Origin of the sequence: Microbacterium sp. LS_15 (assembly GCF_041954735.1) — a bacterium.
Taxonomy (GTDB): domain Bacteria; phylum Actinomycetota; class Actinomycetes; order Actinomycetales; family Microbacteriaceae; genus Microbacterium.
The window spans coordinates 161,470-176,835 of sequence record NZ_JAVAYD010000003.1; the positions used below are offsets into that span (position 1 = coordinate 161,470).

Here is a 15,366-nt window from a genome sequence, read left to right on the forward strand (position 1 = left end):
CGGGATCCTGCAGTGCTCGAGAGACGACTGAAGGGCCCCACGTCGTGAGGCCCTTCAGTCGTCTGGCGGTGACGGCGGGATTCGAACCCGCGGTTGCTTGCACAACACACGCTTTCCAAGCGTGCTCCTTCGGCCGCTCGGACACGTCACCAGGGAACAACCGGACCAGTCTATCCGATCGGACCGCTGGTCGACGACCAGTGACCGTGCAGCGAGGTGCGCACCGCCGCCCCGTCATGCGCGTCGCACGGAATATATTGATAGCTCGATGAGGTCTGTATAGCTTCATATGAAGACGCAACAGCGTCGCGAAGCATCGGGGGTCGACGTGAACGGGTCGGAGATCGGGGGCGCGCGAGCGCTTCGCGAGTACGCGACGGGGGAGCGAGGGCGGTACTCGCGCGTGTACCTGGTCGATGCGCATGGTCCGGATCGTCTTGTCCTGGACATGGCGGAGTCGCACGACGCGGTTCTCCTTCCGGAGGGCGCTCAGTCCTCAGCCAGCGCGGCCGATGTCTTCCGCTACAGCGGGCGGCTGGACGAGCCGGGCGACGAGATGTTCCTGGCCGAATGCACCGTCGAGCTCCAGGACTACATCGCCGCCGCCTTCGTGCAGCTCGTCGGTCCGACCGTGGTCGTCGTCGTCGACGCTGCAGGACGGCGGGCCTTCCTCGATGATGCCGAGCTCGCGCGCCGCACCGGCGTCTTTCCGTCAGTGCTCCTCGACCCGCGAGTGGTCCTGGCGAATCGCTCGGGACTCGCGCGTCCCCACGAGATGCACACGCCCACGGCGATCAGAGTCAGGGCGGATGGCCGATTCTGCGTGGGGATGAGAGGCGATGTGCGCGGCGACATCTCGTCCTCGCCGTGCGAGATCGGCCTCCCCGTCCCGCGGGGAGCGGCGTCGGGCGATGCGTCGTCGACCGATCCGTTCGTCGACGATCACCCGACTCAGGGCCGGCTCGATCGCTACCTGCGAGCTGCCGATCTGCTCAAGATGCTGGGAGCGACCGACCGGGCGACGATCTCCGGCTTCGGGTGGAGGCTCCTGGACGATGGCGGGGCGGATGCCGAACCGCGCGCTTCGGCGCCCTTCCTCCTCCGAACCCCGACGGGCTTCGTGCTCGCCGAGGTCGATTCACGACGTCGCCGCGCGCTGTCGCCGTTCACGGCGGCCGTCGTCGATGCCACGCAGACCTCGGCCTCGGCGGAGCTCGCCGGTGAACGACTGGCGGGACGTCTTGCGATCGCGGCGTCCGATGCGCGCCGCCTCTGCCACGAAGCTCGGGTGGCGCTCGGAATCGAATTCGGCGCGTCGAAGACCTCCGGGCAGGCATCGAAGGCCGTGGCTCGATGACGTCCCCTCCTGCGCTGTGGACGTCGATGGTGCCGGCGGACACCGTATTCGCCCGAAGCCAGACAGCGGTCGGCGCCGTGGGGCACCGGGTCACCTACGCCGACGGGTCGTCCCAGCTGTGCGCGACGAGTGGCCTGTGGAACGTGCCCCTCGGATTCGGCAACCCGGCCGTGCTCGAAGCAGTGAGCCGCGCATCGCGCGCCGCGTCCTACCTAACGCTGTTCCGCGCGCCACACCGATACGCGGAGAGGGCGGCCGAACGGCTCCTGACGATCGCCGACCCGGTCAAGTACCGCCGAGTGATCTTCTCGACGTCCGGAGGCGCGGCGAACGACGCTGCGATGAAGCTCTCGCGTCAGTACTGGTCGCAGAGGGGTGTCGCGTCCCGATCGGTCATCGTCGGTCTGAGAGGCAGCTATCACGGCACGATGTACGGCAGCCACGCATTGAGCGGCGACGACCTCCTGCAGGAGGCGTACGCCGTCGACCGGCGCTCCGTTCGGCACGTGGCGCACGCCGACGACGGCGAGGAGCTCGAGATGTTGCTCCGGCGTGAGGGAGCCAGGGTCGCGGCGGTCGTCGTCGAGCCGCTGCTGGGGAGTGGCGCCTATCCCCTGACAGACGCCTTCGTCTCACGCCTTCTCGCCCTGAGAGAGGAGTACGGGTTCCTCGTCGTCGCGGACGAGGTCGCGACCGGGTTCGGCCGCACCGGACGCATGTTCGCCAGCGAGGTCTGGGACGCCGCCCCCGACGTGATGATCCTCTCCAAGGCGCTGACGAACGGGGTGGCCGGGGCTGCTGCTCTTCTCGTCGGTCCCCGCATCTCGACGGAGTTCGTTCGCGGAGGATGGACGTTCGTGCACGGCGAGACTCAGGCGGGAACGCCCGCGTGCGCGGCGGCGGTCGAGGCGGTCATCGACGAGCTCGAACGCATCGACGTGATCGGGACCGTGAACGCACTCGCCGCCGAGCTCGGACGAGTCGCGGAAGCGCTGCGGGCGGACGGATCGGTCGATGCGGTGCGGGGACGGGGCTGTTTCCTCGGACTGAGCCTGCGCACCGCTCACGGCGAGGAACTGTCGGGAGCGGAGGTCCTCGATGTCGTCGCAGCCATCGCCGCCCATGGTGTGCGTGTGCAACCCGGTCCGAGCTCGATCGGGTTGATCCCGGCGTACGGGTTCCGTGCTGCCGACCTCGCCGAGATGGAGGCGGGCGTGAGAGCGGGCCTGGCCCAGATGAGGGCGGCTGCGCCATGACGAGCGGATTCCGCGGTCGCCTCCCCACGCTATGGCACGGGAGGGGTGTAGCCCGGCGGATCATGCGTCGGCTGACGGCGAATCGCAGAACCCTCGTGATCGCCGACAGCTCCATACGCGTTCTCGAGCCTCCCGCCCGTCTGGTCGACGTCGTCGAGGTCGACCCGTCCTCCCTGGACGTGCGCACGCTCGTCGAGATCGCCGCACACGTCGCGATCCGGCGCCCCGAGGTCGTTCTGGCCGTGGGCGGCGGCACGGTGCTCGACGCGGCCAAGCTCGCCGCCCTGTCACTTCTCCCGGAGCGGATTCTCGACTTCGCCGTCGAGCGGGCGTCCCGTGAGGCGCTCACCTTCCTGCCGGACGTTCCCCCGCCCGTCGACATCGTCGCCGTGCCCACGACGATCGGCACCTCTTCGGAGACGAACGGGGTGGGAATCCTCACGAACGACCAGGGGCACCGGCTCGTCATCGGCCGCGCGCTCGTGCCGAGGCACGCGCTCCTGGACCCGGAGAACCTCTCGACGCTCCCCGCCGCGTCCGTGCGCGAAGGGGCTCTCGAAGCGTTCCTCCGGCTGGCGGGGGCGTCGACCAGCCCGCGCCGAAGCGCCCGGGCGCGAGCCGACGCGGTGGCCATCGCGAGAGCGATCCTCGAGGCGGGCGATCAGCAGGTGGACAGCAGCGATACCAGACTCCGCCTGGCACGCCTGAGTGCCGCGACGCAACGGACCGCCGCGCTGCGCGGACACGACAGGTACGCGCCGCGTCACTGGTACGTCGCGAACGAGGTCGCCTTCGTCCTCGGAGCCAGGAAGATGGCGGCCACGGCGGCGGTCATAGCGGTCGTCTGGCAGCGAGTCTGCGGGGGCGACTCCCGCTGGGGTGATCGCGTGAGCCTGGAGCGCTTCTGGTCTGACGTCGCGAGCTCCTCGTCGCTCCCCGGCCATCCCGCTCTGGGAATCGCCGAGCTCATCGAGCGCTGGGCGATCGCCCCACCGCCCACCCCGGCGGAGAGCGATCTGGAACGCATCGCCGTGGCCACGATGCGCGCATGGGGAGCCGGGCGTCCCATGCTGGCGGGCCTCGGTCCGCAGGATTTCCGCGACGTGCTCCGTGCCTCGGCGTGGAGCGACCGGAGCGGCGCCGCCGATGGCGGCCCCAGGCCCGTGAGGGGAGGTGACACACATGAACCGTGAAGACGACGCTTTCCTCCGATACGAGGATCTGGACGCGATGGAAGCACCCAGCTGGGAGAGCTTCTACCAGGGTGTGGGCAGCGCGCTGATCCTCATCGGCATCGGCGCAGCAGCCGCGACCTGATTCCGACCGGCACCCGGCCATCAACGAAAGGACACAGATGCACACTGCGATGCCGAAGCTCGAGTTCACGGAACTCGAGCCGATGGACGCCCCTGACGACTCACTCGACTGGACTCGAGGTTTCGCCGCGGGAGTGATCATCGGGATTCTCGCCCTCACCTAGAGGACCGCGCTCCGAACAGGGAAAGGAGGTGACACATGCACACGGACGCCTTGGAGTTCCTCGAGCTCGACCACATCGACGCGCCGCTGGAGTGGTGGGAGCACGCCAGCTACATCATCGCCATCATCGGCGGGGCAGCAGCGATCGCGACCTGACGATCGCGAGCGGGACGGCGGTGCGGGCGCGAACGCGCCCGCACCGCCGGACCCTCACCGTATCTGCAGACACACGAGTCGTCGACAAGGAAGGAGGAGAGCAGATGTCAGGCCTCATCACCGCGGCCGTACGAACACGTCTGACCGCCGCGGGAGCGACGGGGAGGGGAATCGATCTGTACGAAGGCGTCGGCACCGATTTCTACCAGCACCTCGTGGGGGCCGATCGGGCGGAGATCCGCGAGGTGATCGCGCTCGCGCGCAGCACGGACGGACCGATCCTCGACATCGCCGCCGGAACGGGCAGGTTGACGATCCCGCTGGTGAGATCGGGGCACCGGGTGACTGCACTCGATCTCTCCGCTGACATGCTCGCCCATCTCCATCGGGCGCTGCCGGGCGAGCCACAGGTGAGGTGCGTGGTCGGCGACATGCGCGACTTCCGGCTCGCCGGCCGATACGCGCTCGCCATACTGGGAGCCACCTCCATCACCTTGCTCGACCGCGAGGGAAGGTCGCGTCTGTACAGAAGTGTGCAGCGCCACTTGGCGGACGACGGGATCTTCGCTCTCACCGTGGCCGCAGGCGCCTCGGCTGAGATGCTCGCCACGCCGCGCGAGCAGGAGATCCGGATTCCTGGACCGAACGGCGGTGAGGAGTATCTCTTCGCTCAGCAGATCGAGGATGAGGGTCGGACCCGCCTGGTCAACTGGGTACGGACATCCGACCTGGCGGCTGGCGGAGACGTGACGGTGCTCACGAGCAGGCTCCGCGTGCTCGGTTGCGATGAGCTCGCGGAAGAGCTCATCGCCTCGGGGTTCCGTGCGCCACGGATCTCTCGAGTCCGCTCGCACGGCAGCGAGGACATCGACCTCCTCACGACGACCGCGGCCGGCGGCACAGGCGGCGGGGACGATCGTGTCCCCGCCTAGCTTCCGGTTCGGCTCCCGAAGCCGTCCGGATACGCCGCTCCACGCGGGCACGCGACCACGGCTCGCCCGAGGAGTGACATTCGAGCGCACGAGCGGAGATCGGTGGGTCACGATGATCCACGGGGTGCCGTCGTCGCGAGTCTCCTCGGCCGTGGTCGAACTCCTCACCTCACTGGATGGGCAGAGCAGGCTCGACGAACTCCAACGCCGGTTCGCGGCAGCGGAATCCGCCGACTCCTTTCTGCATCTGATCGAACGCTTTCGAGCGAGCGGTCTGCTGGACGGCTCGTCGAAGACGCCACCGGGACGGGTGTCGTTCCGGCCGCCCCTCACCATCCAACTCGCGACGTTGCACGCGCCGGCGATCTTCGATCGCCTGACGGCTTTCGCCGCCCCGGCCAGAGCCCAGAACGTGCTCGTGCCTCTGGCCGTTCTGCTCGTCGCCGGAATCGTCTCGGCAGTCCCTCAGACGCCCGAACTCTGGCACACCCTCGTCTCACCCGTGTCGCTGACGGAGCTCGTGGTCCTCGTCCTCGCGCTCGCCGCGCTGACCCTTCTGCATGAGTGCGCGCACGGCCTGACCCTTGCGCGATTCGGAGGCCGCCCGCGACGCGCGGGGATCATGCTGTTCTATCTCGCGCCCGCGTTCTTCGTCGATGTGACGGACGGCTGGCGCCTGCGCGATCGGCGCCAGCGCGTCGCCGTCGCTCTCGCCGGACCGGCGATTCACGGTGCCGTCGGCGCGGGAGCGATCATCGTCGCGCTGACCGTGACGACACCGGAGATCGACGCGGTTCTCCTCCTTCTCGCCCTCTCGTGCGCCGCGATCGTCCTCGTGAACCTCATTCCCTTCGTGCGCTTCGACGGCTACCTCGCGCTCATGAGCGCGCTGGACGAGCCGAACCTCCGCGACCGGTCCATCCGAGACGCCACTGGCGCGATCTCGCGGCTGCTGTTCGGCGTCCAGCCTGAGGACAAGCATCTCGATCGGTGGTGGAGTGTGCCGTTCGGCCTGGCGAGCATCGTCACACCGATCGTGCTGGTGCTGATGGCTGTCGCGAGGATCGCCGACGCACTCGCCGGAGGAGGCCCCGCAGGAGGAGTGCTGGTCGTCGCGGTGGAAGCAGGCGTCGTGTCGGTCGGCGCCGTGCTGCTCCTCCGGGGGCTCCGGCGCGTACTCCGCTCTGGGGCGTCCCGCCTCCGATTCTGCACGGTCATCGTCGCTCTGCTCATGGGCGTCGCCACCGCGGGCTCGCTGATCACCGTGCCGCTCTCCACGACCTACGGCTTCTTCATGGAGGGCGGTCGTGTGGCGCTGGTCCAGGCCGAGACGACGCGCCCTGCCGACCTCCAGGGCGCGGCGTCGGTGGTCTTGATGACCAACGGCATCCTCGGGGATGTCGAGATCGCCCGGGGGACGGCGAAGCCCACGTCACCGCGGCCGGTCCCGGCGCCGCTCGAGGCCTTCCTGCCGGTGACGGCGCCGGGCGCCACGATCGCGGCGGAGGTCATCGCCCGCGTCCACCTCGAGGGCGCCAGCGATGTGGTCGATGTCGGAAAGGCGCGGGTCGAGCACGGTGTGCGCAGCGTGTGGGGCGCGCTCTGGGCGACAGGAGTGGAGGAGCCGCTGTCGTCGCTTCTCAGTGACAAGTAGGAAAGGATCGAAATGGACAAGCACGCGATCGAGGTCAGAGGACTCACGAAACGGTTCGGCCGGCGGACGGCCGTCGAGGGAGTGTCGTTCGTCGTCCCCACGGGGGCGGTCGTCGGGCTCCTCGGCCCCAACGGAGCGGGGAAGTCGACGACGCTCCGATCGATCGTCGGACTCCAAGCGCCGACGAGCGGAGAGAGCCTCGTCGACGGTGTTCCCTTCGACGAGCTCGATGATCCCGCCTCCCACGTCGGTGTGCACATGGACGGCTTCGGCTTCGAAGGCGGGATCACGGCGAGAAGGCACCTCGAGATCTGCCGCATCGCGACCGGAGCCGAGCGGGCGCGGGTGGATGCGGTGCTCGAAGAGGTGGGCCTCGCCGGGGAGGGTGATCGACGGGTGAGGACGTTCTCGACCGGAATGGCGCAGCGACTCGGCCTCGCTGCGGCTCTCATCGGCTCTCCACAGACGCTCATCCTCGACGAGCCCGCCAACGGTCTGGACCCCGATGGCATCCGGTGGCTTCGAAGGTTCCTTCGGGCGTTCGCGACCCGAGGCGGAACCGTGCTCGTCTCCAGCCACCAGCTGGGCGAGCTGGAGCAGATCGTCGACCAGGTGGTCGTGATCAAGCGTCGCGTGCTGTTCACCGGTCCGCTCGAAGACCTCGTCGGCGGCGGCGGCGAGTCGCTGGAGAGTCGATACTTCGACCTGGTCGAGGGGGCGACGGCATGACGAACGTCGTCCGGAGCGAGGTGCTGCGTTGGCTGAGCGGCACGTCCGTGGTCGCGATCTATCTGGTCGCTGTCCTCATGCCTGTGTTCGTCCTGTTGTCCGACGGCGGGAGGCTCGATCTCGCCGGCATCGACGCGGGCGCGGCGACGACGCGCCTTCTCGGGCCGCTCGCGTGGGCGGGGGTCTCCGCTGCCTTCGTCGGGGCGTACGGAGTCACGCGGGAGTGCTACTACGCGTCGCTCGGGCGAACGCTCACCGGCGTCGGGTTCGTGCGTGTGTTCTGGGGCAAGATCCTCGCCGGAGTGGTGGTGGGTCTCGTCCTGGTCGTCGGTCTCCTCGGAGCATGGACAGTGATCGTCGGTGTCCTCCTGCACCGCGAGGGACTCGCTCTGTCCCTCGAGGGCGGGGCATGGCGGGTATATGGCGGCGCCGTGCTCGGAGCGGCCCTGGGGGCGTCGATAGGCGTCGCGATCGGCTGGATCGTCCGGAACTACTACCTGGCGGCTGGGCTCATCATCCTGGTGCCGCTCGCTCTCGACTTCGCGATGCTTCGCGCGGTGCCGGAGGTGGCCCGGTTCTCGCCGGGGCTCGCGCTGGCGGCGCTGGGCGCGCCCGACCAGCAGCACCGGATGCTCGACTTCGTGCCCGCCCTGGGTGTGTCTGTCGCGTGGGCTCTCGTGTTGATCATCACGGCCTGGTGGGCCGCGTCGAGGAGGCGCATGTGATCGTACGGGCTCTCCGGATGCAGGCGTCGAGCCTGTTCCGCGATGTCGTGCTGCTCTGGATGCTCGTGGCGGCGGTCGGCATGTCCCTGATGATCGCCACGGGTGTGCCGGCGGAGCTGACCGAGGCGTCGCGCACCGAGCGGGCGGCGCTCGCCGCACCGCTGGGCACCATCCTGGCGGTGTACGGGGGCGTGCTCGCCGCGGTCTACGGCTCGTTCCGCTACACCATCGATCTCCGGGATGGGGTGATCGCGCAACGGCTGATGCTGCAGCGCCGGCGGGTCGTGCTTCTCGCGAGGATGCCGGCGACGGCGATCGCCGGGGCAGGCGTCTCTCTGGCGAGCATCATGGGGGGACACGCGGCGCTCGTGGTGGCGATGGGCGGCATCCCCGTGGACCCGGCCACGGTGGGACGCACGCTGGTGCTCGGTGCTGCTGCGGCGTTGTACGGCCTGGGTGTCGGTCTCGTCGTGCAGTCTCATCTCGTCGCCCTCTTCGTCGCGCCGCTCTCGTTGGGAGCAGCCCCGCTCATCGTCGGTGTCTGGCCGGGCGTGGCCTCGCACCTGCCGCTCCTCACGATGCTCGAAGCGCTCGACTTCGACGTCCGCGCCGTCGGGCTCTCCGACGGAGACCGGCTCGGTTCACCGGTGGCGACGGTGATCGCCGCTGCCTGGGTGGCCCTCAGCCTCCTCGGAGGCGCAGCACTCTTCGTGAGGCGGGATCTGAACTGAGCGTCGAACCGACAAGAAGCGATCGACCGCCTGTGATCGAGGGCGACGTAAGATCGCTGGGTGGCGACCCCCAAGATCGTGCTCTTCTACGTGTTCACCCCGCTCTCCGACCCTGAGGCGATCCGCGTGTGGCAGCGCGATCTCGGAGAGGCCCTGGGCCTGCGCGGACGGCTGATCATCTCGAAGGACGGCATCAACGGCACCCTCGGCGGCGACCTGCCGGTGCTGAAGCGCTGGGCGAGGTCTTTCCGCTCCTACGCGCCGTTCCGCGACGTCGACCTCAAGTGGAGCGAGGGTACCGGCGTCGACGCTGAAGGCCGCAGCCTCGATTTCCCCAAGCTCAGCGTGAAGGTGCGCGAGGAGATCGTCTCGTTCGGTGCGCCGGGAGAGCTCCGCGTCGACGAGCACGGCGTCGTGGGAGGCGGCGTCCGGTTGAGCCCGGAGGGCCTGCACGAGCTGGTGGAGGAACGCGGCGACGATGTCGTGTTCTTCGACGGCCGCAATGCGCTCGAGGCGCAGATCGGCCGGTTCCGCAGTGCGGTGGTGCCCGACACCGAGACGACCCGCGATTTCGTGCAGCTGCTCGACTCCGGCGCCTACGACGATCTCAAGGGCAAGCCGATCGTCACCTACTGCACGGGCGGGATCCGCTGCGAGGTGCTCTCCAGCCTGATGACGTCACGCGGCTTCGGCGAGGTGTACCAGCTCGAGGGCGGCATCGTCCGCTATGGCGAGACGTACGGCGACGACGGCCTGTGGGACGGGTCGCTCTACGTGTTCGACAGGCGCGGATCGGTCGACTTCTCCGATCACGCCGCCGTGATCGGCGTCTGCGAGGGATGCGGCGCCTCGACCAAGCGCACAGCCAACTGTCTCGATCCCTCCTGCCGCACCCAGTTCGTGGTGTGCGAGGCGTGCGACGCGGTCCGCTGTCAGGTGCACGCCGCCTGACGGTCTCGCTCCGCGCAGCGGAACCGGGGATCAGGCGAGCAGTGGCGCGTCGGCTCCGCGCGTCGCGAAGAGCGACCGGGGGAGCAGGAACGCCCGCACGCGGGCCGGGCGGGACACGCTGCGTCGCAGATCGGCGAGCACCCGGCCGAGCGCGTCGTCGACGGCATCCGCCTTCTCCGTCGAGGGGCGCGCGTAGCTCGCCCGCTCGACGGCGTCCGTGAGCACCCGCACATCGTCGGCCCCGACCCGCCTGTCCCGCACGAGGTCGGCGGCCCGCATGCGCGGCGACTCGGCATCCGAGACCGCGATGCCGAGATCGAGCATCGTCGCCCTCAGCTCGCCCCACGCCGCGCCGGCGTCCCCGCGACGCGCGCGCGTGCGCCGCGATCTGCGAAGGGAGAGGCGCACGAGCGCCGGGAGCAGCACCACGACCAGAACGCCGACCGTCGCCAGAAGCGGGGGCGTCGGGTCGAGTCGGTCGAGCTGACCCGTGGCGCCCGCGTTGTCCCCCGCGTCGGGACGCTCGACCTCGGGACCCGTGGTCTGCGGTGCCTCGGGCGCTGCCGACGGGGCGTCCGGCGTCGTGCCGGTGCTGCCCCCGCCCGATGTGGACCCGGCGGCGAACGCCGTGGGGATGCCGAGCGACGCCGTCGGCTCGAACGGCACCCACCCGATGCCCGGGAACAGCACCTCCGGCCAGGAGTGCAACTGATCGCTCGACACGGAGTAGACGGCATCCTCGCCGCGCTGGGTCGTGGTCAGTGCGCCGGGCAGGTAGCCGACGACGATCCGCACCTCCATGTCGAGGCTCTCCGCCATGAGCGCGAACGCTCCGGCGAAGTGGATGCAGTAGCCGGACTTCACATCGAGGAACTGCGCGACCGCGTCGGCGCCCGTGCCGTCGAAGCCCTCCTCCACCGGAGTCTCCAGCGAGTACGAGAACTGACTGCGGAACCAGGACTGCAGGGCGATGAGGCGGTCGTAGTCGTTGGTCGCGTCCGCGGTCACCTCGTCGGCGGTCTCGCCGATCACGGCGGGCAGCTCGACGGCCTCCTCGTCGGGGTCGACGACGAGAGGAGCGGCCGGTGTCGCCCTGATCTGCTCGAGGGTGGGGTCGACCTCGAGCGACCGTACCGTGTAGTCGTTGCCGACCGCGTCGGCGTTCCGGGAGGCCACGGTGCGGTTCTCCTGACTCACCCGCCACGACGACGGCACGCCCTGCAGCTCGGTCGCCGGGTACGGCACGGGCAGCCACGAGCTGGACACGCGGAGGACCCTGATCGACGTGCTCTGCTCCTCGACCGCGATCTCGGGGCTCCACTCGTCGGGTCCGAACCCCTCGTCCTGGGGCTCGAAGCCTCCCCGGTCCGGTTCCCACACGCGGCCGTCGAAGCGCGACAGGGTCGTGAGACGCAGATACGGGGCGGTGTCGGCCGTGGTCGCGAGCGTGAGCACCTCGACCGGATTCGGCTGGCGCAGGTCGTCGCCCAGACGCAGCGAGGCATCGACCGTGACGCCCGTCCCGGTGCCGGCCAGCGCCGTCGACACGGGCAGCGCGGGGGCCACGATCACGGTGGCGGCGAGCGCCGCGACGCCCACGCCCGCCGCGACGGCGGTCGACGTGCGCCGCGGCGATTCCGGATGCTGTGCGGCGGTGTACCGCAGCAGCAGGAGCAGCAGGATGCCGAGCATGACGAACCACACGACGTCCGTGCCGCTCACCGTGACGATCATCGGCATGGCGCCGATGGCCGCCGTCAGCAGGAACGCGATGATCGCGCCGCGCTGCGCCACGAGCTGGTCGAGCAGGATCGCGACGACGGCGAACCCGAGCCCCATCACGGCCTGCAGGCCGGGCGAGGGATCGAGCGGCGCAGCGCCGAAGACGATCTCCTCGCCGGCGGCGGCGGCGAGGGTTCGGAAGGTGAGGATCGTCGCGTCGGTGGGGACGAGCCCGAACACCGCGGTCTCTCCCGCGATGAGCCGGGTGAGCGCGGCGATCGCCACCACGAGCTGCGCGGCGAGGGCGACGAGGTCGCGCACCCATGCGCGCCGGTGCTTCAGGAGCGTCCGCGCGATGATCCCCGTGAGGGCGGTCAGCACGATGACGACGAGCACGGTGGCCGACCAGGCTCCCGGACGGATGACGGACGTGAACGGCCACATCGCCACGAGGCCTGCGGCGCCGGCGAGCACCGACGACGCGACGACGCTCCCGGGGAGCTCCCGGTCGCGGTGCCAGGCGGGAGTCGGACGACCCTCAGCGCGAGGCATCGGACGACCCCTCGGGCTCGACGGGCGCGCCGCTGAGGCGGTCGGGCAGTGCGTCCTCCCAGGCCTCGGCGATGTCGTCGCCGAGGGTGGCCACGCGCCAGCCGTGCTGGGCGGCCGCGGCAGCCGCTCCCTCGAGCGGGGTCGTGGCGAAGAGTATCGGAGCGGCGGCTCCGGCCGGGCGGAGCAGCGCGGCATCCTCCTCGTCGATCTCGCCGGTGATGTAGACGAGGGGGCCGGGAGGCGTACCGCCCACCAGCGCTGCCAGGTCGCGCGCATCGCCGCGGGGAGTGACGAGAGCCAGCGCGACCAGGAGGCCGTCGCGGTCGTCCTCGTGACCGCGCAGCGTGCCGAGCAGCGCACCGGCGCTGTCGATCACGTCGACGCCGTAGCCCTCGTGCATGAGGTGCACGGCGGCCGAGGCGCACAGCGCCACCGCCGCCTCGAAGGCCGGATCGGCCGCATCGTCGGCCCTCCGCCACCGCGCTGCGCTCCGATCCAGGACGACGAGCGCGTCGGGGCTCGACTCCTCCTCTTCCTGCCGCACCATGAGCTGGCCGCGGTGCGCGGTCGCCCTCCAGTGGATGCGCCGCATCGAGTCGCCGGGGATGTAGCGGCGCGGGGAGAGGTTGTCGCTGCCCTGGCCGAGCCGGCTCGACGAGGTCTGCGCGGTGCCCCCTGCCGCGCCGACCTTCACGGTGAGCGGCGACAGGGTGAACACCTCCGGCACGACGGTGACCGTGCGGGTCTCACCGAAGGCCTGCTCGCGCTGGGCGAGTCCGAAGGGATCGACCGTGCGCAGCACGAGCGGTCCGATCGGCCACACTCCGCGGCGCACCCCCGTGAGCAGATAGGTCAGCTGCCCGGTCTCCGGCGGATATTCGCCGGCCGCATCACCCGACACCGCGTCGGGCAGCTCGTCCCGCCACAGGCCGCGCGGCACACGCAGCGCGCGCAGGGCGAAACGCAGGGTCACGCGCGACGTCTCCGACACCGTGATCAGGTCGGTCGACACCTGCCGGGTGACCGAGCCGGAGCGACGGGGAGCCCGCACGGTGAGCAGCGCGAACCCCGTCAGCGCGAGCAGCAGGATTCCGACGTAGAGCAGGATCGCGGCACCCACGAGATTCGCCGCCACGATGCAGCCGAGGCCGGCGAGGAGCGCACCCGTGCCTCGCAGCGTCAGCATCCGGCGGCGGGGCATCACGGAGTCCGGGTCAGGAGCGCACGGCCACGGGCACGCGCACGCGATCGGCGATCTGCCGCAGCGCCGCTTCGACGGGCTGCGCTCCGGCGCGGTGCGCGCCGCGCGCGGGGAGCAGACGGTGGGCGAGCACGGGGATCAGGAGCGCCGTCACGTCATCGGGGATCACGAAGTCGCGTCCGTCGAGCGCCGCCCACACCTTCGCTGCCCTGATGAGCTGCAGCGTCGCGCGCGGGCTGGCGCCCAGATGCAGGCTGGGATCGACGCGGGTGGCCTGCGCGAGGGCGACCGTGTACTCCTCGATCGCCGGGGCGACATGCACCGAGCGCGCCCACGCGATGAGCGCGGTGATCGAGGCGGCGTCGGCGACAGCGGTCACGGACGCGAGCGGATTGACCGTGTCGCGCTGCCGCAGCATCTCGGCCTCGGCCGCGGCATCCGGGTACCCCATCGAGATGCGCATCATGAAGCGGTCGCGCTGCGCCTCGGGCAGTGCGTAGGTGCCCTCCATCTCGAGAGGGTTCTGGGTGGCGACGACGAGGAACGGATCCGGGAGCAGGTGCGTCGAGCCGTCGACCGTGACCTGACCCTCCTCCATGGCCTCCAGCAGCGCCGACTGGGTCTTCGGCGACGACCGGTTGATCTCATCGGCGATCACGATGTTCGCGAACACCGCGCCACGCTTGAACTCGAACTCCCGGTCGACGGGGTTGTACACGCTGACCCCCGTGACGTCGCCCGGCAGCAGGTCGGGGGTGAACTGGATGCGCCGGACCGTGGCGTCGACGCTCGCCGCCAGCGCCCTGGCGAGCATGGTCTTGCCGACGCCCGGCACGTCCTCGATCAGCAGGTGACCCTCGGCCAGGAGGCAGACCAGGGCACTGCGCACCGCATCCGGCTTGCCGTCGATGACCCGACCGATCGAGCCGACAATGGCGGACGTCTGCGCGGCGAATTCCTGGGCGTCGATGACCGTCGGGCTCGGGGGCGGATTGTCTGGCATGCGTTCCCTCTCGCGTGGGCGCTGCGGTGCGCGTGAACCGATCGTAACCCGCGCGGCTGGGGACGGGCTCCGCATCGGTTAGACTTGCAGACGGCTCTCCGCGTGGCGGCATCCAGGCCAATTCCCCCAGGGCGGAAACGCAGCAAGGGTAACCGGGCTCTGCTGGGTGCGCGGAGGGTCACTTTTTTGTCAGCGTCCTCCTTGCCGGTCCTGTCAGGATCGAGACGTGACGAGGCCAGATGTGACCAGCACCGCCGATTCCCCGCGCCGCAGTGCGCTGGGCCGCTTCGCCTCGCCGATCCTCCTCCTGGCCGCCATGTGGCTCGTGCAGTTCGCGGATGCCGTGCTCCCCGGGTCGTTCACCGGTTTCGGCCTGCGCTCGTGGAACCCGTCGGGTCTGCCCGGGGTGTTCGTCGGACCGCTGCTGCACGCGAACTGGCAGCACCTCATCGCGAACTCGGTGCCGTTCCTCGTGCTCGGCTGCCTCGTCGCGGTCGAGGGCGCCCGCCGGTTCTGGGCGGTCACGGCCTTCGCCGCCGTCATCGGGGGAGCGGGTACCTGGCTGCTGAACGCGCCGGGGACGCTGACCGTCGGCGCCTCCGGACTCGTGTTCGGGTACTTCGGCTACACCGTGCTGCGGGTGTTCGCGCCGGGACGGGTGTCGCACCGCATCCTCTACGCCGTCATCGCCGTCATCGTCATCGCGCTCTACGGCGGATCGATGCTCGCCGGCGTGGTGGGCGTGCGCGAGGGCATCTCCTGGCAGGCGCACCTGTTCGGCGCGATCGGCGGAGGGCTCGCCGCGTTCATCGGACGCAGCGCGAGCGGCGGACGCGGGCGGCCATGACGTCGACAGCGCGTCGCACGCGAGCACGCCGGGCGGCGACGCAGCGCCGGCGCTCCCGTGCGCGACGTCGA

General features: G+C 70.3%; 16 protein-coding genes, 1 tRNA gene and 1 other RNA gene. 14 read left to right on the forward strand and 4 right to left on the reverse strand.

The window, feature by feature from the left end:
• Nucleotides 1–63: 63 nt before the first annotated feature.
• Nucleotides 64–151, reverse strand: a tRNA-Ser gene (locus RAC69_RS06620).
• Between the two features lie 138 nt (nt 152–289).
• Between RAC69_RS06620 and mpaB the strand changes: the two genes are divergently transcribed.
• The 12 genes from mpaB (at nt 290) to RAC69_RS06680 (ending at nt 9,970) form a co-directional block, all read left to right on the forward strand.
• Entirely contained in the window at nt 290–1,357 is a 1,068-nt protein-coding gene (mpaB, locus tag RAC69_RS06625) for a daptide biosynthesis RiPP recognition protein (RefSeq protein WP_375086003.1), read from the forward strand.
• Nucleotides 1,354–2,613 carry a daptide-type RiPP biosynthesis aminotransferase gene (gene mpaD / locus RAC69_RS06630; RefSeq protein WP_375086005.1) on the forward strand — a complete coding sequence of 420 codons (1,260 nt, stop codon included), beginning with the start codon at nt 1,354–1,356 and terminating at the stop codon, nt 2,611–2,613. The genes mpaB and mpaD overlap by 4 nt, the downstream gene beginning before the upstream one ends.
• Nucleotides 2,610–3,806, forward strand: coding sequence for a daptide-type RiPP biosynthesis dehydogenase (gene mpaC / locus RAC69_RS06635; protein ID WP_375086007.1), 1,197 nt, complete (start codon nt 2,610–2,612; stop codon nt 3,804–3,806). The genes mpaD and mpaC overlap by 4 nt, the downstream gene beginning before the upstream one ends.
• On the forward strand, nt 3,796–3,930 hold the full coding sequence (gene mpaA1, locus RAC69_RS06640) for an MpaA1 family daptide-type RiPP (protein WP_375086009.1): 135 nt from the start codon (nt 3,796–3,798) through the stop codon (nt 3,928–3,930). The genes mpaC and mpaA1 overlap by 11 nt, the downstream gene beginning before the upstream one ends.
• Nucleotides 3,931–3,979: 49 nt before the next feature.
• The gene (gene mpaA2 / locus RAC69_RS06645; protein WP_375086134.1) at nt 3,980–4,093 is read left to right on the forward strand and encodes an MpaA2 family daptide-type RiPP; all 114 of its coding nucleotides are present in this window, start codon (nt 3,980–3,982) and stop codon (nt 4,091–4,093) included.
• Between the two features lie 35 nt (nt 4,094–4,128).
• A complete protein-coding gene (gene mpaA3, locus RAC69_RS06650) occupies nt 4,129–4,248 on the forward strand; it encodes an MpaA3 family daptide-type RiPP (RefSeq protein ID WP_375086010.1) in 120 nt (39 codons plus the stop codon).
• Between the two features lie 104 nt (nt 4,249–4,352).
• The gene (mpaM, locus tag RAC69_RS06655) at nt 4,353–5,180 is read left to right on the forward strand and encodes a daptide-type RiPP biosynthesis methyltransferase (RefSeq protein WP_375086012.1); all 828 of its coding nucleotides are present in this window, start codon (nt 4,353–4,355) and stop codon (nt 5,178–5,180) included.
• On the forward strand, nt 5,167–6,834 hold the full coding sequence (mpaP, locus tag RAC69_RS06660; RefSeq protein ID WP_375086014.1) for a daptide biosynthesis intramembrane metalloprotease: 1,668 nt from the start codon (nt 5,167–5,169) through the stop codon (nt 6,832–6,834). The genes mpaM and mpaP overlap by 14 nt, the downstream gene beginning before the upstream one ends.
• Nucleotides 6,835–6,846: 12 nt before the next feature.
• Complete coding sequence (locus RAC69_RS06665) at nt 6,847–7,563, forward strand: ATP-binding cassette domain-containing protein (RefSeq protein ID WP_375086016.1); 717 nt, start codon at nt 6,847–6,849, stop codon at nt 7,561–7,563.
• Nucleotides 7,560–8,288: an ABC transporter permease gene (locus RAC69_RS06670; protein WP_375086017.1), complete on the forward strand. Its 729-nt coding sequence runs from the start codon at nt 7,560–7,562 to the stop codon at nt 8,286–8,288. The genes RAC69_RS06665 and RAC69_RS06670 overlap by 4 nt, the downstream gene beginning before the upstream one ends.
• Nucleotides 8,285–9,019 carry a hypothetical protein gene (locus RAC69_RS06675; RefSeq protein WP_375086018.1) on the forward strand — a complete coding sequence of 245 codons (735 nt, stop codon included), beginning with the start codon at nt 8,285–8,287 and terminating at the stop codon, nt 9,017–9,019. Before RAC69_RS06670 ends, RAC69_RS06675 begins: the two co-directional genes overlap by 4 nt.
• Before the next feature lie 60 nt (nt 9,020–9,079).
• Nucleotides 9,080–9,970 carry a rhodanese-related sulfurtransferase gene (locus RAC69_RS06680; RefSeq protein ID WP_375086020.1) on the forward strand — a complete coding sequence of 297 codons (891 nt, stop codon included), beginning with the start codon at nt 9,080–9,082 and terminating at the stop codon, nt 9,968–9,970.
• 30 nt (nt 9,971–10,000) lie between these two features.
• On the opposite strand, the gene RAC69_RS06685 is transcribed toward RAC69_RS06680, so the two are convergent.
• The 3 genes from RAC69_RS06685 to RAC69_RS06695 are packed head-to-tail and all read right to left on the reverse strand — an operon-like array spanning nt 10,001 to nt 14,448.
• Nucleotides 10,001–12,244 carry a transglutaminaseTgpA domain-containing protein gene (locus RAC69_RS06685; protein WP_375086022.1) on the reverse strand — a complete coding sequence of 748 codons (2,244 nt, stop codon included), beginning with the start codon at nt 12,242–12,244 and terminating at the stop codon, nt 10,001–10,003.
• On the reverse strand, nt 12,231–13,445 hold the full coding sequence (locus RAC69_RS06690) for a DUF58 domain-containing protein (protein ID WP_375086135.1): 1,215 nt from the start codon (nt 13,443–13,445) through the stop codon (nt 12,231–12,233). Before RAC69_RS06690 ends, RAC69_RS06685 begins: the two co-directional genes overlap by 14 nt.
• A 13-nt stretch (nt 13,446–13,458) precedes the next feature.
• Nucleotides 13,459–14,448, reverse strand: coding sequence for a MoxR family ATPase (locus tag RAC69_RS06695; RefSeq protein ID WP_341933686.1), 990 nt, complete (start codon nt 14,446–14,448; stop codon nt 13,459–13,461).
• Between the two features lie 89 nt (nt 14,449–14,537).
• Here RAC69_RS06695 and ffs point away from each other — a divergent pair.
• An RNA gene (ffs, locus tag RAC69_RS06700) (signal recognition particle sRNA small type) lies at nt 14,538–14,634 on the forward strand.
• Between the two features lie 40 nt (nt 14,635–14,674).
• The gene (locus tag RAC69_RS06705) at nt 14,675–15,295 is read left to right on the forward strand and encodes a rhomboid family intramembrane serine protease (protein WP_375086024.1); all 621 of its coding nucleotides are present in this window, start codon (nt 14,675–14,677) and stop codon (nt 15,293–15,295) included.
• Nucleotides 15,296–15,366 lie beyond the last annotated feature (71 nt).

What these genes read in the sequence shown, in the direction of transcription:
- mpaC (WP_375086007.1), top strand. Translation starts at nt 2,610, where the DNA reads ATGACGAGCGGATTCCGCGGTCGCCTCCCCACGCTATGGCACGGGAGG.
- RAC69_RS06690 (WP_375086135.1), bottom strand. Translation starts at nt 13,445, where the DNA reads ATGCCCCGCCGCCGGATGCTGACGCTGCGAGGCACGGGTGCGCTCCTC.
- mpaA3 (WP_375086010.1), top strand. Translation starts at nt 4,129, where the DNA reads ATGCACACGGACGCCTTGGAGTTCCTCGAGCTCGACCACATCGACGCG.
- mpaA1 (WP_375086009.1), top strand. Translation starts at nt 3,796, where the DNA reads ATGAACCGTGAAGACGACGCTTTCCTCCGATACGAGGATCTGGACGCG.
- RAC69_RS06665 (WP_375086016.1), top strand. Translation starts at nt 6,847, where the DNA reads ATGGACAAGCACGCGATCGAGGTCAGAGGACTCACGAAACGGTTCGGC.
- mpaB (WP_375086003.1), top strand. Translation starts at nt 290, where the DNA reads ATGAAGACGCAACAGCGTCGCGAAGCATCGGGGGTCGACGTGAACGGG.
- RAC69_RS06670 (WP_375086017.1), top strand. Translation starts at nt 7,560, where the DNA reads ATGACGAACGTCGTCCGGAGCGAGGTGCTGCGTTGGCTGAGCGGCACG.
- mpaA2 (WP_375086134.1), top strand. Translation starts at nt 3,980, where the DNA reads ATGCCGAAGCTCGAGTTCACGGAACTCGAGCCGATGGACGCCCCTGAC.
- RAC69_RS06685 (WP_375086022.1), bottom strand. Translation starts at nt 12,244, where the DNA reads ATGCCTCGCGCTGAGGGTCGTCCGACTCCCGCCTGGCACCGCGACCGG.
- RAC69_RS06695 (WP_341933686.1), bottom strand. Translation starts at nt 14,448, where the DNA reads ATGCCAGACAATCCGCCCCCGAGCCCGACGGTCATCGACGCCCAGGAA.
- mpaD (WP_375086005.1), top strand. Translation starts at nt 1,354, where the DNA reads ATGACGTCCCCTCCTGCGCTGTGGACGTCGATGGTGCCGGCGGACACC.
- mpaM (WP_375086012.1), top strand. Translation starts at nt 4,353, where the DNA reads ATGTCAGGCCTCATCACCGCGGCCGTACGAACACGTCTGACCGCCGCG.